Origin of the sequence: Isoptericola dokdonensis DS-3 (genome assembly GCF_001636295.1) — a bacterium.
GTDB classification, from domain to species: Bacteria; Actinomycetota; Actinomycetes; order Actinomycetales; family Cellulomonadaceae; genus Isoptericola; species Isoptericola dokdonensis.
The window spans coordinates 3,094,547-3,112,753 of the sequence record NZ_CP014209.1; the positions used below are offsets into that span (position 1 = coordinate 3,094,547).

The 18,207-nt window shown below is 72.3% G+C and carries 13 protein-coding genes and 1 tRNA gene; 4 read left to right on the forward strand and 10 right to left on the reverse strand.

All coding sequences use genetic code 11. The annotated features are described in order from the left end of the window. Positions 1–61 precede the first annotated feature (61 nt). Positions 62–916 carry an NAD-dependent protein deacetylase gene (locus tag I598_RS14150; protein WP_068205314.1) on the reverse strand — a complete coding sequence of 285 codons (855 nt, stop codon included), beginning with the start codon at positions 914–916 and terminating at the stop codon, positions 62–64. A gap of 179 nt (positions 917–1,095) precedes the next feature. Between I598_RS14150 and I598_RS14155 the strand changes: the two genes are divergently transcribed. Both I598_RS14155 and I598_RS14160 read left to right on the forward strand, forming a co-directional pair. Further along, positions 1,096–2,574: a hypothetical protein gene (locus tag I598_RS14155; protein ID WP_068203510.1), complete on the forward strand. Its 1,479-nt coding sequence runs from the start codon at positions 1,096–1,098 to the stop codon at positions 2,572–2,574. A 183-nt stretch (positions 2,575–2,757) separates the two neighbouring features. After that, complete coding sequence (locus I598_RS14160) at positions 2,758–6,465, forward strand: carbohydrate-binding protein (protein WP_068203512.1); 3,708 nt, start codon at positions 2,758–2,760, stop codon at positions 6,463–6,465. 592 nt (positions 6,466–7,057) lie between these two features. Here the strand turns inward: I598_RS14160 and I598_RS14165 are convergent. From I598_RS14165 to I598_RS14175, 3 genes are read right to left on the reverse strand one after another with little or no spacing between them, the layout of a single operon-like run. Beyond that, positions 7,058–8,875, reverse strand: coding sequence for a carbohydrate-binding domain-containing protein (locus I598_RS14165; protein WP_068203515.1), 1,818 nt, complete (start codon positions 8,873–8,875; stop codon positions 7,058–7,060). Between the two features lie 23 nt (positions 8,876–8,898). After that, entirely contained in the window at positions 8,899–9,687 is a 789-nt protein-coding gene (locus I598_RS14170) for a polyphosphate polymerase domain-containing protein (protein ID WP_068203518.1), read from the reverse strand. Then, positions 9,684–10,310: a DUF4956 domain-containing protein gene (locus I598_RS14175; RefSeq protein ID WP_068203519.1), complete on the reverse strand. Its 627-nt coding sequence runs from the start codon at positions 10,308–10,310 to the stop codon at positions 9,684–9,686. Before I598_RS14175 ends, I598_RS14170 begins: the two co-directional genes overlap by 4 nt. A gap of 260 nt (positions 10,311–10,570) precedes the next feature. On the opposite strand from I598_RS14175, the gene I598_RS14180 reads away from it, so the two are divergent. Continuing rightward, on the forward strand, positions 10,571–12,301 hold the full coding sequence (locus I598_RS14180) for a glycosyl hydrolase family 18 protein (protein ID WP_068203521.1): 1,731 nt from the start codon (positions 10,571–10,573) through the stop codon (positions 12,299–12,301). A gap of 165 nt (positions 12,302–12,466) precedes the next feature. Next, positions 12,467–12,556: transfer RNA gene (locus tag I598_RS14185), tRNA-Ser, on the forward strand. 66 nt (positions 12,557–12,622) lie between these two features. Here the strand turns inward: I598_RS14185 and I598_RS14190 are convergent. The 6 genes from I598_RS14190 to I598_RS14215 form a co-directional block, all read right to left on the reverse strand. Continuing rightward, positions 12,623–13,840: a tyrosine-type recombinase/integrase gene (locus tag I598_RS14190; protein ID WP_068203523.1), complete on the reverse strand. Its 1,218-nt coding sequence runs from the start codon at positions 13,838–13,840 to the stop codon at positions 12,623–12,625. Between the two features lie 3 nt (positions 13,841–13,843). Then, positions 13,844–14,071: a helix-turn-helix transcriptional regulator gene (locus I598_RS14195; RefSeq protein WP_068203525.1), complete on the reverse strand. Its 228-nt coding sequence runs from the start codon at positions 14,069–14,071 to the stop codon at positions 13,844–13,846. Positions 14,072–14,258: 187 nt separating this feature from the next. Beyond that, on the reverse strand, positions 14,259–15,818 hold the full coding sequence (locus I598_RS14200; protein WP_198155700.1) for a replication initiator: 1,560 nt from the start codon (positions 15,816–15,818) through the stop codon (positions 14,259–14,261). Next, positions 15,818–17,308, reverse strand: a complete 1,491-nt coding sequence (locus I598_RS14205; protein WP_068203527.1) for an FtsK/SpoIIIE domain-containing protein — start codon at positions 17,306–17,308, stop codon at positions 15,818–15,820. Before I598_RS14205 ends, I598_RS14200 begins: the two co-directional genes overlap by 1 nt. Further along, a complete protein-coding gene (locus I598_RS14210; protein WP_068203529.1) occupies positions 17,308–17,673 on the reverse strand; it encodes a hypothetical protein in 366 nt (121 codons plus the stop codon). The genes I598_RS14205 and I598_RS14210 overlap by 1 nt, the downstream gene beginning before the upstream one ends. Further along, positions 17,673–18,107 (reverse strand): hypothetical protein, encoded by a 435-nt coding sequence (locus I598_RS14215; RefSeq protein ID WP_068203530.1) that lies wholly within the window; start codon positions 18,105–18,107, stop codon positions 17,673–17,675. Before I598_RS14215 ends, I598_RS14210 begins: the two co-directional genes overlap by 1 nt. Positions 18,108–18,207: the final 100 nt, after the last annotated feature.

Here is an 18,207-nt window from a genome sequence, read left to right on the forward strand (position 1 = left end):
GCGGCGCCGTGAATCCTCTGCCATCGGCGCGTGATGCGTGAGGAGGTGCGTCGCCGCCGGGTCAGAGCCGTGCGGCCAGCGCGGTGAGGGTCGGGGTCACCCCGGCGTCGACCTTGACGGTCGCGAGCGGGTCGCCACGGGTCTCGCCCCGGTTGACGATGACGACCGGCATCCCGGCCTTCGCCGCGTGCCGCACGAACCGCAGCCCGCTCATCACGGTGAGGCTCGTACCCGCCACGAGCAGTGCGTCGGCCGAGTCGACCAGGTCGAAGGCCCGCCGCACCCGCTCGCGCGGCACGTTCTCCCCGAAGTAGACGATCTCCGGCTTGAGCACCCCGCCGCAGAACTCACAGTCCGCGGGCCGGAAGTGCGACGTCCGCTCGATGACGGCGTCGGCGTCGGGCGCCACCTCGATGTCCGCGACCGTCGTGCCGCCGTGGAGCACCGACTCCACGAAGCCCGGGTTGAGCGCGTCCAGCCGCTCCGCGAGGTGCGCGCGCGAGATGACGCGCGAGCACTGGAGGCAGATGACGCGGTCGTAGCGTCCGTGCAGGTCGATGACGGTGCGCGAGCCGGCGTCCTCGTGCAGCAGGTCCACGTTCTGCGTGATGACGCCCCGCACGACGCCCCGCTCCTCCAGCTCCGCGAGCACCCGGTGCCCGGCGTTCGGGTGCGTGCGGCGCACGTGCTGCCAGCCCACGTGGTTGCGCGCCCAGTAATGGCGGCGGAACGCGTCGTCGCCGACGAACTGCTGGTACGTCATCGGGTTGCGCGGCGGCGAGTCGGGGGAGCGGTAGTCGGGGATGCCCGAGTCCGTGGAGACCCCCGCCCCGGTCAGCACGGTCAGGGTGCGGCCCTCCAGCACGCGGGCGGCGTCGTCCACCGTGCCGTGGTGCACCACCGCGTCCGGCGGCAGCTCCCAGCGGCGGTCCTGGTAGGTCGGGGCGAGCGGTCGGGCGGCGGGCTGCACCGTTCGAGCGTACGTCGGTCGGCCGTCCGACGACGTCGTTCACCGGCGCCGCGCGGACGGAGGGCACCGAGATGTTCATCGGACGTTCGTCGACATCTCGGGCACCGGCTGGGAGCATCCGAGACGTGCGCCGAACATCTCGCCTGGTCACCGTCCTCCTCGCAGCCCTCTCGCTCGTCCTCGTCGGTCTCGTGCCGGCAGAGGCGGCCCCTCCCAGGGGGACCGGGACGTTCACGCTCAAGCAGGTCGACCTCGACGTCACCGTGTCGATGGCCGACGTCGTCGTGGGGCCGTCGCCGAAGGTGGCCCGGATGTGGTTCACGTTCGACCACCCGCGCGAACGCCTGTCGCTCGACGGCAGCGGCAAGAGCGTGGTTTCCGTCGACGGTCCAGGCATCAGCTCGCTCGGGATCGCCTACCTCGTCAAGACGTCGGAGCGTCGCGCCTACGCCGACTTCGTGCTGTCCGCCGGGGACCGGCCCGGGACCTACGCCGCCACCGTGGAGCTGCGGACGACGGTGGACGGCCAGGACTACGTCTTCTTCCGCGAGAACGCCGTCTCGTTCCAGGTGCGACGAGCCACCCAGGCGTCGGCGTCGGCGAAGCGATCGGGCGGGAAGGCCGTCGTCACCGGGCGCCTGACGCGATGGCAGGACGTCGAGCATCGGACGGCGATCGCTCGACGACCCGTCGCGGGGGCCGCGGTGCGACTGTCGTTCGACCCGAAGGGCAAGGCCGGGGCACGGTATGTGACGACCGTCCGCACCGACGGCGACGGCCGATTCCGCAAGGTCCTCCGGGATCGGGGCAAGGGACGGTGGGTCGCCTCCTACCGGGGGAGCGCACAGCAGGCGCCGTCGTGGGCACGGCCGACGGGAGCGAAGGAACCGGCCGTCGACCACTGGTTCTCGCGCAGCCGGACCACGGACGGCACGAGGGTCACGATGAAGGTCCGCACGCGGGACGTGGTCGTCAAGGGCGCGTCGACGAAGACCCGTGTCGACGTCGAGTGGTCCGCCTCCGGTCCCGGTCGGCTGGAGCACGGGACGACGTACGTCTGTGCGTCGAGCCGGATCGGCCGCTACGAGGGGGGCTGCTCCACGGTGCGCAAGGACGGCCCGAACAAGGTGTACGCACACCTGTACCTGGGGCCGGACGAACCTGCCGGGGTCTACGACGTCGAGGTCTGGGCGGACCCGGAGGTCCGCACGACGTCCGGGACGTCGTTCACCTACTTCCCGACCGCGCGGGCCGGGAGCTTCCGTGTCAGCAAGGCGACGCGGACGAACGTGCGGGTGAGCGACACGTCGGTCCGCCAGGGTGAGCGGGTCGTCGTGTCCGGCAGGCTGCGCATGCCGTCGCAGCTGGACCGGTGGAACTACGGGGGCTGGCGCGGTGCCGCCGGGGAGAAGGTCAAGATCTACTTCGACCCGAAGGGCTCCCGTGGCCCGGTGCTCAAGGGTTCCGACACGGTGGGTGCCGACGGGCGGTTCCGGCAGACGTTCGCCGTGCGCAAGTCGGGGACGTGGGTCGTGAGGTACGCGGGGTCGTCGGTGGCGCACCTGCGGCCGTCGTCGGCGAAGGTGTCCGTGGTGGTGCGCTGATCATCGTGATGGTCTCCGCCGAGCGTCTCTGAAAGTCGGGATCCGCCGCCGTATGGCCGACATTCAGAGACGCTCGGCGGAGATTGCACCCTTGACGAACCGTTGGGCAAGCGGTTACCTTACGAGAAACCGGTTTCTCGCGTCGATCACCGCAGAACGACGCGCATCTCGACGAGGAGATCCATGACACCGATCGGGCGGACCCTCCGCACGTCGCTGGCAGCCCTGGCCGCCGCGGCGCTCACCCTCACCCCCGCGGTCACCGCGTCCGCCGTCGGACCGGCGGGCGCCTTCGACGCGAACGACCTCACCCCCGGCAACATCACCGCGGACCTCGTGGTGGGGGACTTCACCGTCAAGGCCACCGCCGCCAAGGGCGTGACCGTCGACGCGTCGGACCGCACCTCCGACCGCGGCGACGTCTACACCCAGCGCGTCAAGCTCAACGGCTCCGGCGACGCCGCCCAGCGCTCCCTGCAGCTCACCGCCGAGGGCCCCGGCGAGGTGATCGTCCACGCCCGCAGCGGCAGCGGCACCGCCGACCGCGCGCTCGCGCTCTACGACGCCGCGTGGACGCCGCTGGACACCGCGCCGGCGCTCGCCGACGACGGCAGCCGCACCATCACCACCGAGACCCTCGACATCCCGGCCGCCGGGACGTACTGGATCGCGTCCCCGAGCTCGGGCGTCAACCTCTACTACGCCGAGATCAGCGACGGCTCCGCGCCGCAGCGCGCCCCGTGGACCGACGTCGCCGCACCCGTCGTGGACGCCGTCGAGGTCGACCCGGCCGACCCGTCGAGCCTGCTCGTGCACTACACGGGTCTGCTCGGCGAGGACGGCGCCGACGTCGCGCACGCCGTCCTCACGGACGCCGCGGGCGCCGAGGTGGACCGCGCGTTCACCGCGACCGACGGCACCTCCGGCACGATCGCGCTGTCCCCGCCGTCGTCCGGCACCTACACCGTGCAGGTCGAGCTCACCCGCTCCGGGGAAGCCGACGGCCTCGTCTCCGAGCCCGTGGCCGCCCCCGCGTTCCGGCTGCCCCTCGGTGCGCCCGCCGTGACCGGGGCGCTGACCTCCGGCGTGAGCGGCGGCCAGGCCACCGTCACCGTCGACTGGGGCGCCGTCGCCGAGGCCGAGACCTACTCGGTGCAGACCGCCCAGGGTGGCGACTTCACGGACGCCGTCACCGGCGTCACCGGCACCACCGCGGACGTCGCCGGCCTCACGCCGGGCGGCGTCTACCAGGTGCGCGTCGTCGCCCACCGCGGCACCGACTCCACCGCGGGCGAGCCGACCGAGGTCACCGTGGCCGCCGCCGTCGAGCGCTGGCAGTCCGCCGACATCGGCTCCAACGCGAACTCCGGCGGGTCGATCGTCGAGAACGCCGACGGCACCATCACGTTCGACGCGCGCGCCAGCTCGACCAAGCTCGCCTCCTCCGAGGACGGGTTCCAATACCACTACACGGAGATCGACCCCGAGACGGAGAACTTCACGCTCACCGCGACGTTCACCGTGGACGACGCCGCCGCGAAGGACAACCAGTCCGGCTTCGGCGTGCTCGCCGTCGACACCCTCACCCCCGGCGTCTCCGCCGCCCGCTACATGAACTCCGCGGGCGCCCTCATCACCCGCTACGGCGAGGGCACCGGCACCGTGAGCGACGGCACCCCCGGCGCGCGGTTCGTGCACGGGTACACCGGCGCACCGACCGACAACACCGCCGGGGCGCGCGACTCCTCCGACTCGGTCGTCTTCGACGAGACGTGGCGCTCCGACGTCGCGACCGGCCCCAAGTTCGCCACCGGCGACGTGTTCACGCTCAGCCTGCGCAAGTCGAACACCGGCTACCACGCGACCTGGCTGCGTGACGCCGCCGACGGCGGGGACGTCGAGGTCATCCAGTACGACCCCGACATGCTGCTCCAGCAGGACGGCGAGCGCCTCTACGTCGGCATGGCCGTCGCCCGCAAGATCATGGTGACGGTCTCCGACTGGGAGCTCACCACGATCCTGCCGGCCGACGACGAGGCCGCCCAGGAGCCGCCGACCGAGTACGTCCCGGCGACCCTCGGCGTCGACATCACCTCGACGACGCCGCACGACAGCCTCGACATCCCCCTCGTCGCGAACATGTACGGCACCGGGCAGATCCTCGACGCCGCCGGTGACGTCGTCGTCGACGGCGTCGCGCTCGCTCCCGGCGAGCGGGCGCTCGCCACCGTGGAGCTGGCCGACGGCGTCAACGAGCTCACCGCGCGGCTCCTCCCGGACGCCGAGCAGCCGCACCTCGGCGAGCGGGAGGAGATCGAGTCCACCGACCCGGTCGACGTGCCGCTCACCATCACGGTGAAGGCGTACGGCGAGCCCGGCCAGTCCCTCCGGGTCGCGCCCGACGGCACCCCCGACGGCGCCGGCACCACCGCCGACCCGCTCGACCTGCACACCGCCGTGGGCTTCGCCCAGCCCGGCCAGCAGATCGTGCTCGCCGGCGGCGACTACGCCCTCGACCGCAAGGTCGTCGTCGAGCGCGGCCGCGACGGCACGCCCGACGCGCCCATCACGCTCATGTCCGAGCCGGGGGCCCGCGCGACCCTCGACCTCGCCGGTTCGCCCGACGGCGGACTCGTGCTCCGCGGCGACTGGTGGCACGTCTACGACCTGGAGATCACCGGGTCGCGCGACAAGGCCAAGCCGATGCTCATCGAGGGCAACCACAACGTCGTCGAACGCGTCGAGTCGCACCACAACGCCGACACCGGCATCCAGATCTCCGGCCGCAGCGCCGAGCCGCCGTCGATGTGGCCGTCGCACAACCTCGTCGTGTCCTCCGAGTCGCACAACAACGCCGACCCGGGCGGCAACGACGCGGACGGGTTCGGCGTCAAGCTCACCGTCGGCGAGGGCAACGTGCTGCGGCACAACATCGCCCACCACAACATCGACGACGGCTGGGACCTCTACGCCAAGTCGACCACCGGACCCATCGGCACCGTGATCGTCGAGGACTCCGTCGCGTACGCCAACGGGTTCCTCGAGGCCGACCCGAGCAAGACGGGCGAGGGCAACGGGTTCAAGCTCGGCGGCGAGTCCATGCCGGGCGACCACCTGCTGCGCAACTCGCTCAGCTATGGCAACCTCGGCACCGGCGTCACGTCGAACTCCGGGCCCGACGTCCGGCTGCGCGACGTCACCACCGTCAGCAACGACCGCGGCGTCCGCCTCGAGACCAACGCCGCCACCACGGCGTACGAGGCGACCGGCGTCATCTCCTGGCAGAACCCCACCGTCGACCTGCTCGACCTCCAGCAGGCCGACACCTCCCTGCTGACCGACCCGTCGAACCACTGGCACCTCGGCGCCGGGACCGACGTCGACGCCTCCTGGTTCGTCTCCACCGACGAGACCCTGCGCCCCGAGATCGCCGCCGACGGATCCGTCGAGATGCACGGGCTCTACGAGCTGACCGACGCCGCACCGGCCGACACGGGCGCACGCTTCGTGCCCGTCGAGGACCCGACCGTCATCGACGTCCTGCCCGAGGTCTCCGCCGGCGAGCCCGGCCCCGCCGCCTGGTACGACACCGCCGTGTACGTGCGTGGCGACGTCGTCCAGCACGACGGCGTCGTCTACGAGGCCCGCTGGTGGACCCGCAACCAGGAGCCCGGTGCCCCCGGCTACGGGCCGTGGGCGGAGGTCGGCCCCGCCGACGCCGCCCCCGCCGTCGCCGAGTGCGCCCCCGCCTGGGACCCGCGGACCGTCTACACCGGCGGAGAGATCGTCTCCTTCGACGGCCTCAACCACCGCGCCCTGTGGTGGACGCTCCGCCAGGAGCCGGGTGCCTCCGTCTGGGGTGCCTGGTCGGCGGTCGAGGCCTGCGCCTGACGAGCGTGTGCTGACCGACGCCGGCTTCGAGCTGGCGTCGGTCAGCTTTCCGCTCGGTGTCAGGTCCGGTGTGGGTGTCGGTCCGGCCGGTGGAGGGGTGCCGCGCGTCGTCGCGTTCACGGGCCCCAGGGGGCCCTCCACTCCCGGTCTGACGACGACGCGCGGCACCCCTCCACCGGCCTTCGGCGTCCGGGCCTGCACCCTTGGCGCGAGTCAGCGCAGGTCCAGCCGAGTCAGCGCAAGAAACGGCCAGTCAGCGCAGGTCGGCGCGAGTCAGCGTACGAAACGGCCAGTCATCGCAAGCGGGTGGTCAGTCAGCGCAAGAGCTGCCGAGTCAGCGTAAGTAGGGACCAGTCAGCGCTCGTGTTCGTCAGTCAGCGCAGATGGGCGCGAGTCAGCGCAAGGAACGGCGAGTCAGCGCGGACTTCGAGAAGACCTTGCGCTGACTCGCGCTCGCCTGCGCTGACTCGCGCTCGCCTGCGCTGACTCGCGCTCGCTTGCGCTGACTCGCGCTCGCTTGCGCTGACTCGCGCTCGCTTGCGCTGAATCGCGCCGTCGTGCGCTGACTCGCGCTGGTTTGCGCTGACTCGCGTCAGGCGTCGGTCGTCGTCCCGTCCGTCGTGCCCGACGTCGTGCCCGACGTCGTGCCCGACGTCGTGCCGTCGGTGGTGCCGCCGGGCAGCTGGCCGCCCTCGGGCGGGGTCACACCCTCCGGCAGCTCGCCCTCGGGCGGGGTGCCGCCGCCGGGCCGCTGCCCGCCGCCGGGGCCGCCACCCATGGTGCCGGTCACCGACTCCTCGGCGGTGGCGGTGCCGACCTGCTCGCCGTCGACGAGCACCGTCACCTCGTCGCCCGCGGTCATGCCGTCGGCGGTGAACCCGAGCGACGACGTCTCCCGCGTCAGCTCGACGGACGCCAGTGTCTCGCCGTCCGACGACGCGACCTCGACCGTGGCGCCCGCCGCGACGGACGCGTCCAGGCTCGCCCAGCCGTTGCTGACGTCGACGGCGCCGGTGGCGGCGTTGCCCGACGTGACGACGGTGCCGCCCGAGACGGTGACGCTGCCGTTGGCGTCGATCGCGCCCTCGCCGCCGCCGCCCATCGCCTGACCGGCGTCGGCGGAGCCCGACCCGGCGGCCTCGACCACCGTGGTGCCGCCGCTGATCGCGATGACGCCGTTGGAGTCCAGCCCGTCGGTCCCGGCGACGGCGTGCACCGTGCCGCCGGTGATGGTCAGCGACGCGCCCTCCTGGACGGCCATGTCGCCTCCGCCTCCTCCGCCGGGTCCGGCCGGCATCGCCTGGTCGTCGGTCGCGTCGTCCTCGGCAGTGGCGTCGGCCGCGTCGTCCGTCGAGCTGCTCGACTCCTCGGTCGTCTCGACCTCCGCCTCCTTGACGGTGGCGTTGAGCGCGTCGTCGGTGGCGGTCAGGTCGACGTCACCGCCGGAGATCGCGATGACGGCCGCCTCGACGCCCTCCTCGGACTCCGTCACGGTCAGCGCGCCGTCGACGACGGCGACGTCGGTGAAGCCCTGCACGCCGTCCGACCCGGCCGCGACCGTCACCTCGCCGCCCAGGAGGGCGACGTACCCGGCGGTCGCGTCGTCGTCGGCGTCGGACTTCAGCCCGTCGCCACCGGCGGTGAGGTCGAGCGTGCCGCCCGAGACGACGAGGTAGTCCTTGCCGCGCACTGCGTCGTCGGCCGCGGTGACGGTGATGTTCCCGCCCGCGACGATCAGACCGTCCTTGCCGGTGATCCCGTCGTTCGCGTTGCCGACGACCTCGAGCGCGCCGCTGCCGGAGATCGCCAGGTCGGCGGTCGAGTAGAGGGCGGCGTTGGCGGCGTTGTCGCTGGTGGTGTCCTCGTAGGTCGCGGCGTCCTCCAGGCGGTTCGTCGACCCGTCGGCGAGCACCACCGACACCTGGTCGGCGTCGCGGACGTCGATCGCCGCACCCGTGGACGACGTGATGTCGGCGCCGTCGAGCACGAGCCGCACGACGCCGTCGGAGGCGGAGTCGACGACGACCTGTCCGGCGAGCGTGCCGGACAGCACGTACGTGCCGGGTGCGGTGATGGTGACGGTGTCGCCGTCGACCTCGACGCCGTCGGCCGCGGCGGGGTTGCCGAGGTCGACCGCGACCTCGTCCGCGGTGTCCCAGGTCGACGCGGCGAGCTCGACGGTCCCGGACGCGTCGAGGTTCTCGGCGAGCACCTCGGTGGCGGTCATCCCGACCGACGACGTGGCGGACACCTCGCTCGTGCTCGTCGAGGAGCCGGCGGCGCTCGCGGAGGTCGCGTCCTCGGCGGTGCAGGCGGCGACGGCGCCCAGGGTGAGGACGCCCGTCGCGGCGACGGCGACGGCCTTGGTCCAGGGGGTGCGGGCCCAGCGGGGCAGGTGCTGCGGGTTCATGGTGGTTCCCTTCGGTCAGGCGGTCAGGCGGCCAGGCGCTCGCGGCGCAGGCGTCGCCAGGGGTGGTCGGGCAGGTCGGGGCGCAGGACGGCGAGCCCTGTCGCGTACTTGGAGATGCGGTCGGGTCGGTGCCCGGCGCGCCAGAGCAGGCGGTCGACGGACGACGGTGCGGTGCCCGCCTTGGTCTCGACGACGACGAGGCCACCGACGTCGGCCCAGCGGGCGTCGCCGTCGGGGCCGGGCGCGAGGCGCCAGGTGAGGTCGGTGTCGAGGGTGACGCGGGCGTCGGGCGCGAGCACGGTGGTGCGGCGGTAGTGGGAGGACAGCACGGGCCGCAGGTCGGACGACGGTGGTGCGGTGACGCGGGCGGCGGCGAGCCGGTCGTCGACGAACCCGGCGGCGTCGGGCGTGAGGCGCGGTCCGGCGTCCTCGGCGGGGACGCGCTCCTTGACGGTGACGCCGCGGGCGGCGCGGGTCTTCACCTCGAGGAACGTGCCGCCGGTGTCGACGTACGTGCGCGTGCGCACCTTGTAGCGGCGCCGACGGCGGTGGGCGGCCTGGTGGAAGGTCACGAGGTCGGGGGTGTCGTAGTAGGTGGAGGCGTAGGTGAAGGTGCGGCGGTCGTCGATCTCCAGGACGCGGGTGGTGGGGGAGAGGGCGGCGAGCAGGTCGGCGACCTCGTCGGCCGTGAGCACGTACTTGCGGTCGACGCGGGTCTGGAGCGCGGCCGTGGCGTCGAGCTCGGCGAGCGAGACCGCGGCGTGCGGGGCGAGGCCGCGGGCGACGACGTCGGCGGCGGTGATGGCCGTCATCGGGTCACCGCCAGGTCGGCGTGCCGCGGTCCCTCCAGCGGGGTGGTCGGCAGAGCGTCCGGGAGGGGCCGGGACGGCGCGACGTCGGTGCGGTACCGCACCTCGACCCAGGTCGTGTCGTTGGCGAGGTCGAGCCGTTCCACCGAGGCGCTGTGCACGCGGCCGCCGAGCAGGTGCTCGAGGTGGGCGACCAGCTCGCCGTGGTCGGTGACGGCCCGGTCGACGACGACGTGCGCGGTGCGGTGGGCGGCGAACAGGCGCGGGCTGTCGGCGAGCGACATGACGAGAAGGATGAGCGCCATCCCGGCGACGGCGAGCCAGCCGACGGACGACCCGAGGCCGCCGAGGAGGCCGAGGGCGAGGGACGCGAAGTAGTAGGCGACCTCGTACTGGGAGAGCTCGTTGGAGCGCAGCCGGATGATCGACAGCACACCGAACAGGCCGAGGCCGAGGCCGGCGCCGACGCTGCTCTGGGCGAGGACGGACGCGACGGCGATCACTCCGACGTTCATCCCGAGGAACGCGACGACGAGGTCGCGGCGGCGGTGGCGCGGGAAGTAGAGGGCGAAGGTGAGGACCGCGATGGCGACGGCGTCGATCGCGTAGAGGAGGTAGGGCGACATGGTTCGGCTCCGGGTGTCGGGTGCGGCGCGGGCCGCGACGGGGACTCGGTCATGAGCAGCGAGTGAACACGGCCCGGCCGGTGGGGGACTGTGCCCGGCCTGCGGTTTTGCTGGGAAGCCTGGTGATTCGGCCCGGCGAGACTTGTCAGGCGAGATAACGAATCGGTGGAGATCGCGGTGTGTCCCTGGTCACAGCGGACGCTCAGGCGCTAACTTGCAGGAGTCCGAACAAACTCCTGTGCTCCCAGTGAGGCTCATCGATGAGACACCGTTCGACCCCGAGCCGCCGCGCGGCTCTCGCCCTGGTCACCGCCGGCGCGCTCGTCGTCGGCACCGGCGCGGCCGCCCACGCGGCCAAGCCGTCCGCCCCCGACGCCGGCTCCACCCACGACGCCGACGGCGTCAACGGGTTCCGCACCCTCGGCTACTTCCCCGGCTGGGGTGTCGCCGACTCCCACGACTACGAGGTCGCCGACCTCGTCAAGACCGGCGCCGTGGCGGACCTCACGCACCTCACCTACGCCTTCGGCAACGTCACCACCGACCTCGTGTGCGACATCAGCGACGACGTCGTGCCCGACGGCGGGATCGACGCCGGGCAGCCCGAGGGCGACCCGGAGAACGACTACCTGCGCCTCGTCGGCGCGAGCGACTCCGTCGACGGCGTCGCCGACACCCCCGACCAGGCCCTTGCCGGCAACTTCAACCAGCTCCGCAAGCTCAAGGAGCTGTACCCCGACCTGCAGATCACCATCTCGCTCGGCGGCTGGACCTGGTCCGACAACTTCTCCGAGGCCGCGCTCACCGCGGAGTCCCGCCAGCGGCTCGTCGACTCCTGCATCTCCACGTACCTCGACGGCGACCTGCCCGTCTACGGGGAGCAGGGTGGCGACGGCGTCGCCGCGGGCATCTTCGACGGCTTCGACGTCGACTGGGAGTGGCCCGCGGACACCGGCGAGCACCCCTCGCCGAACCCGGCCGTCGACAAGGAGAACTTCCTCGCGCTCATGGAGCTGTTCCGCGCCGAGCTCGACGAGCGCTCCGCCGTCACCGGCGAGGACTACCTGCTCACCGGGTTCGCACCCGCCGGCTGGGGCCCGCGCACCAACGGCGGCTGGGTCGACCCGCGCCTCGCGGACGTCGTCGACTTCCTCAACATCCAGGGCTACGACTACCACGGCACCTGGGTCGCCAACCGCACCGGCCACCAGGGCAACCTGCACCCCTACGCCTGGCCCGACAACCCCAGCGCCAACTGGGGCCTCGCCGCCGACGGGCTGCTCGGCGCCTACCGTGCCGCCGGGTACGACGACGACCAGATCGTCCTCGGCCTCGCCGCCTACGGCCAGGGCTGGCGCGGCGTCGACGACCCCACCCCCGGCGCACCCGCCGAGGCCGCCGTCGGCGTGAAGAACTACTCCGAGCTGCACGACCTCGGCACCGAGTACTACGACGAGGAGGCCGTCGCCGCCTACCGCTACGACGGCGACCAGTGGTGGAGCCTCGACACCCCGCGCTCCGTGGCCGCCAAGGCCTCCTGGGTCGCCGAGAACGGCTACGGCGGCGCCTACTTCTGGGACATCGCCGGTGACTACAAGAACGAGCTCGGCGGCACCCTCGCCGACACGTTCCGCGCCGCCACCCCCGGCCCGCTCGTCGAAGGCCCCGGCGCCGCCCCCTGGTACGCCTCCGGCGTGTACACCGCCGGGGACGTCGTGGCCCACAACGGCACCGAGTACCAGGCGCGCTGGTGGACCCGCGCCCAGGAGCCCGGCGCCAAGAACGGCCCCTGGGTGAAGGTCGGTCCCCGCGGAACCTTCCCCGTCAGCGCCGAGGACTGCGCCCCCGCGTACGACCCCGCCGCCACGTACTCCAACGGTGACGTCGTCTCCCAAGCCGGCGTCAACCACACCGCCATGTGGTGGACCCGCGGCCAGTCGCCCGCCGCCAACACCTGGAACGCGTGGGACGCCGGGACGCCCTGCGCCTGACCCTCGCGCCACGAGGTAGTACCGCCGGTCGTGAGGTCGTACCCCAGGGGTGCGACCTCACGACCGCCGGTACTACCTCGCAGGCCGTGACCGACGTCGCAGGACGGCGGATTTCGCCGGAGGCATCCGGTCCGGTAGCATCGTCAGGCCGGTCCGTCCGGCGAAGGTAGCGTGTCCGAGCGGCCTAAGGAGCACGCCTCGAAAGCGTGTGTGGGTGCAAGTCCACCGTGGGTTCAAATCCCACCGCTACCGCCACCCGAAGGGCCCCACCCGCAGAATCATGCGGCTGTGGGGTCCTTCGTCGTTTCCCGTACTCCTTTTTCACTCCGTTTTCCCTTCCGGGACGCCCGACGACGACGCCTGGGTGACGAGCTGGTCGATCACCGTCCGCAGGTCCGGGGCGACGTGGGTCCGCTTCACGTAGTGCCGCACCGTGGTGCCCTCGTCAGCGTGCCCGAGCAGCGCGGTCGCGTTGGCGATCGTGGTCGAGTTGGCGACCTGGGTGGCGACGGTGCGGCGGAAGTCGTGCGGTGTGACCTTGGTGCCGATGGCGGCCTGCGCGTCGCGGAGCTGGTCGCGGATCCGGCTCGGCGAACGCGGCGTAGCGCTGGTGGACGGGAACACCAGAGCGTCCGGCCCGCCGTCGAGCCCGAGGTCCAATGCCTCGGTGATGGCCGCGACGACGAAGTCTGGCAGGGTGATGGTCCGGCGTGACGAGTCCGACTTGGGCTTCGACTGCCGCAGCAACCGCCCCTCGACCCGGACCACGGTGCCCGTCACGGTGAGCGTCGGGATCAGAGCCTCGAGGTCGAGGTCCGCCTCCCGCAGCGCCAGGCACTCACCGATCCGCAGGCCGGTGCCGAGCATCGTGTCCACGATCTGCGGCAGCAGCGTGACGTTCCGCCGACCGCGGGGGAGCGCGGGACGGTCCTCCCACTCCCGCACGGCCTTGCGCAGCAGCGCGATGTCCTCCAGCCCGAGCGCACGGACCTCGGCCCGCCGCGGCTTGCGCACCGTCACGGCGTCCCGCACCGGGTTGAACGGCGCGGCCCCGTACCGGACGCACATCATCATGACCTGCGACAGCACGTTGCGAGCCTGGCGGGCGGTGTCGAACTTTTGCGCCGAACTCAACGCCATGAGCACCCGGTTCACCGCGACAGGCGTCACCTCCCGCACCCGCAGCGCTCCGAACGCCGGACGGAGGTCCCGCTCCAACACGCCGAGATACGTCGCGAGCGACTGCGGCGTGATCTGCCCCTCGACCCGCTTCTCTGACACCCACTGGTCGAAGACGACCGTCATCCGGGACTCCGGCGTGATCGCGGCGCCACCGCTGGTCGTGCCGTCCGTGCTCGCACGGTGCAGCTTGTCCTCCAAGCGACGCTGCGCAGCGGCACCGGACGGCCCGCGGGCCTCGTACTTGTGCAGCACCCCGGTGAAGTCGCGGTACAGCGCCTGAGCCCGCCAGACGCCGGGGGAGATCTCACGGCGGCGAATCTGCCCCCAGCGTCCCGGCTCGATGGGCTTGCGCGGCACGGCTCAGCCCACCGCGCGGTCGTCGGTGACGCGATCCAACCACGCCTCGACGTCGTCGGGCCGGTAGCGCAGCCGAGCGCCGACACGGACCACGTTCGGCCCACCACCGCGGCTCGACCACGCGTACACGCAATGCAGGCTCACGCCCAGGTAGTCGGCCAGCTCGTCCGGCGTCATCAGGCGCCGACGGGTGGACGTCCGGTCGATCTGGCTCACGCTCGTGGTGCTCATGGCTCTTCCTCCTACGTCGTCGTGGTGGACCTGCAGATCACTTCTTCGAATGTCTTAGCTCGGGTCTGGACCGGTGAGCTAGCGTCATGCCAGCCCGCCCAAGGCGCACCCAAGAGGTAAAGGCGCGTCCTGCCCGCAGTTGGAGAGGGTGGTTGCCCGTTCGAGCCGGGCCGGGTCCAGGAGTCCCTCATGCTGCGGGCGTGATCGGGACTTCACCGCCGCGGGTGCGCGCCTTCCACTGGGCGTACTCGCGAGCACGCGCGGCTGCGGCGTCGGCGAGAGCCTTGTCGCCCGGGTTGGTCCAGCCGGTGCCGGCGTAGGTCCAATGCCCGATGACGAGCGTCGTGTCCTCGTCGTCGGCGAGCAGGCGGTTCTCGAGGTCGGCGGTGTCCATCGGTGTGCCGTCGCGATCGGCGTCGGCCTTGAGCTTCTGGAACCTGGCACGGGCCCGGCGGAGTCGTCCGAGGGGGATGGAGTAGCGGCGCGACTTGCTGGAGAAGTGGCCGCGGAAGCCGAGCATGTGCGCCCACTTGGTCAAAAGCCGGTAGGGGCTGTCAGCGCACTGCCCGCACAGGCAGCCGTCGTCGTCCTCGGGGTCCGGGCCGGCGAGCCCACGGCACGCGGTACGGGCGCGTTCGGCAAGCCACCGGCAGGTGCGGATGAGGCGCTGGTGGTGCGGTCGCGGCGCGGACGGGTCGGTGCCGGTGCCCTTGGTGGAGTACTTGGCGAGGTAACCGGCTACCTGTTCGGGGCGCAGGTCGTCGGTGCCGTCGTCGTTGTCCGGCACGCCGGAGCGCACGCACCGCACGTCGAGCTGCTTGCCAAAGCGGAGCAGGCGCGGGACGTCGCCGCCGTCGACCGGGGGAGCGGTGACCACGACGGACCGGGCGGCGTCCTTGGCGGCCTGGGCCAGGGTCTTGCCGTCGAGGGGTGCGGGGGAGCCGGGGCCGTCGGGTCCGTCGAGGCGGATGAGGGCGTGGAAGTGCACGAGGCCGCGCACCTGGTATTCGGCGACCTTGGCGAACTGCACCGAGGCGACGTCGCGCAGGGCGGACTCGGGGACGCCGAGGCGGTCGGCGACCTGGCGGCGTAGGGCGATGGTGAAGCGGCGCCACAGCTCGGGGGCGTGCCACTGCCACACGACGGCGGAGTGCCAGTCGTAACAGGCCTCGCACAGTGGCCCGCCCACGAGGGGGTCGGTGTCGGAGTGCTGGGCGGTGCACGAGCGGGGGCGGCCGTGCGGGCAGACGCCGGTGCCGTGGGGGCGGCAGCGTCCGCCGCCGCGCTTGCCTCCGGTGCCGTGGACGTGCCCGAACGACGGCGCGGTGAGGGTCGCGAAGACGAGCGGGTTGTCCGCGACGGTGTCGGGGACGGTCTTGCCGCCGAGCAGGCCTGCGCGGATCATCTCGAACGTGTCGCGGGCGTACACGCGGGAGCAGGCGGGGCAGACGGACTCGCGTCGGTTGCCGCATGCCCGGTACAGGGTGGCGAGCGGGGCGTCGGCGGAGCTGAACTGCGACAGCACCTCGCCCGTCGCCGCGTCGATCGTCGTCGAGGTGCCCTGCAGCCGGATGGGGTGGGAGCAGTAGCCGGTGAGGGCAGCCGCTTCGGCGAAGGCGCCCGTCGTGCGGTCGCGCAGGCGGGCCACGATTCCAGCAGCCTGCGCGTCCGTGAGGTCGACCAGGTCGAGAGGGACCTCGGGGGAATGCCCCCAGAAGCCCTCAGCCGTCGCCGTGGCCGCGTTCATCAGGCGACCTCGGCGTCCCGCTCGACGGTCGACCTGCGGGGGGATCGCTTGCGCGGCGTTCGCGGACGCGGCGCCGTCTCGACGGGCTCGCCCGGAGCACCCGCCGGGACATCGTTGCCCACGGGGGAGCCCGCCTCGGCTTCGGTGGGCAGCGGGGGAACGGGCGGTGCCGGGTAGGTGGCGGCGACCATGCGGATGAAGTCGTCGGCCCAGTAGTCCGCGCGCACCCGTTCGACGTGGCCGTCGTCCCCGACGAGGTACCCGGCGCCGGGCATGGTGGCCGCGACGTGGTGTGCGGGCGCGGCAGCGGCCATGCCTTCTCCGAGGACCATGCGCGTCTCGGACGCCGACGCGAGTCGTAGCGCGATCGTCTGGGTGAACAGTTCCCGCATGCCCACGGTCTCCTTGCGCGGGTCCTGCACGAACGCGACGACCATGACCCCGAACGCGCGCCCCTGCGTCAGGATCAGCTTCAGCAGCGTTGCGGCCTCGTTGACGACGTCCTTGGAGGCGTAGGCGGTCAGCACGGCGAGTTCGTCGATCATCAGCACGTGGACGGGATCGCCCGGTGTCGGGGTGAACGAGCGCGACAGGCCACGCATGAGGCTCTGCCGGTCGACGATGACGCGGTGCAGGTCCGCGAGGAGCCGGACGGCGTCGGGCTCGTTCATGGCGACGTGGGAGAACATCGGCGCGCCGACCGCGACCTCGACGCCGCCCTTGAGGTCGACGCCCCACAGCTGCACCATCCCGGCGTGCGAGGCCGGAGCGAGGTTCCCGGCGATGCCCCAGAAGATCGACCCCTTCCCTGATCCGGAGCGGCCGACGACGAGGGTGTGCCGGGCTGTGAGATCGAGGCGCCAGGGTGATCCGTCCGAGGTGCGCCCGAGGGTGACCGCGCCAGTCTCGATCGCGGACGGGATGACCGGCAGGGTCGGCACGTGCAGCAGCTCGCGCATCGTCAAGACCAGCTCGAGCCACCCGCCGCCGATCCGGCGAGTCTCGACCGCCTCGGCACCGACCGACGTCGCAATGGCTTCGGCCGCGGCGGCGACGTCGTCGACGGTGTGCCCGACGCGGGCCCGGACCCGGAAGGTGAGCGTGTTCCCCGAGGTGCGCACACGCCGCAGGCGGGGGATCACCCGTGCCCCGTCGTCGGAGTCCGAGGTCGCCAGGCCGCAGCGGTCGGCAATCGTCGACCACCGCTTGCGCAGGTGACGTCGCCATCCGCGGCGCCGGATCGGCCCACCGAGCACCGCCTCGTAGGTCAGCGGGTGCACGACGGACCAGACCGCGCGCAGCAGGCAGAACGCCGGGACGCACCAGATGACCGCGTAGCCGGCGAGGCGCTGGTCGAGGATGAGCAGGACGTTGCCCAGCACGACGCAGGCCAGCAGCAGCCGCCAGGACCGCAGCGTCCACCAGACCAGATGCCACGCCGCCCCCGCGACAGTCCGGGTGACGGCCCACGCCGTGCCGAGCGCGTCCATCACGCCGCCTCCACCCCATCAGACGGACGGTCGTCGAGGTCGTCCCACCACGGCTCGGTCGGAGGGAACGCGCGCACCGGTCGGACCAGCTCGCCCGCGTAGTGCACCGCGAACCGCGGCTCGACCCCGGACATCGAGGACCACACCGTGAACCCTCGGGAATGGTCCTCGGGCGGGTACTCGGTCACCTCGCCCAGGGACAGCAGCCGGGCCAGGTGCTCCGCATCCGCCTGGTTGTCGACGTGCACGCTCACGCACGTGCGTCCCAGCGCGAGGTAGCCGACCCGGCCGCCGACCCACTCGACCAGGTCCCCGGCGACCTGCAGCAGCTCCGCAGGCGCGAGCCCGCCCGTGGCCGCGGACATCAGGCCGCCGCCTTCGCCGTGGGCGGCTTCGCGTCGGTGCGGTCCTGCCCAGGAGCGACCATGCCGCTGGCCCGGAACGACCATGACAGGCGCGGGCGCGGACCAGAGTCGTCGATCCAGGGCAGCGCCGTCAGGCCGGTGAACTCCACGGGCGTCCACGGCAGGGGAGAGGTGTTCTTCGGCGGCACCGGCTGGACCTCGGCCGCGAACTTCACGCTCACGCCGATGTCCTTGCGGTTCGCGTCGTCGTCAGCGTCGATGACCGTGCACTGCCACAACGGCAGCCCGGTCTCCTTGTCACGCTGCTGCGGACGCGAGCCGTCGGCCCGCTTCTCGCCGTTGAAGTCCGCGACCGGCTCCACGTAGCCGCGCAGGAACGCCCCGTTGGGGAAGACCATCGCGTGAGCGATGGGGAAACGCTTGGCGAGTGCCATGGTCTGACTCCCTGCATCTCGTGACTAGGTTGACTAGCCATGTGGTTGGACTCACTCAGGATGCACGGCTTGACTAGTCATGTCAACGGACTGGGCAAGG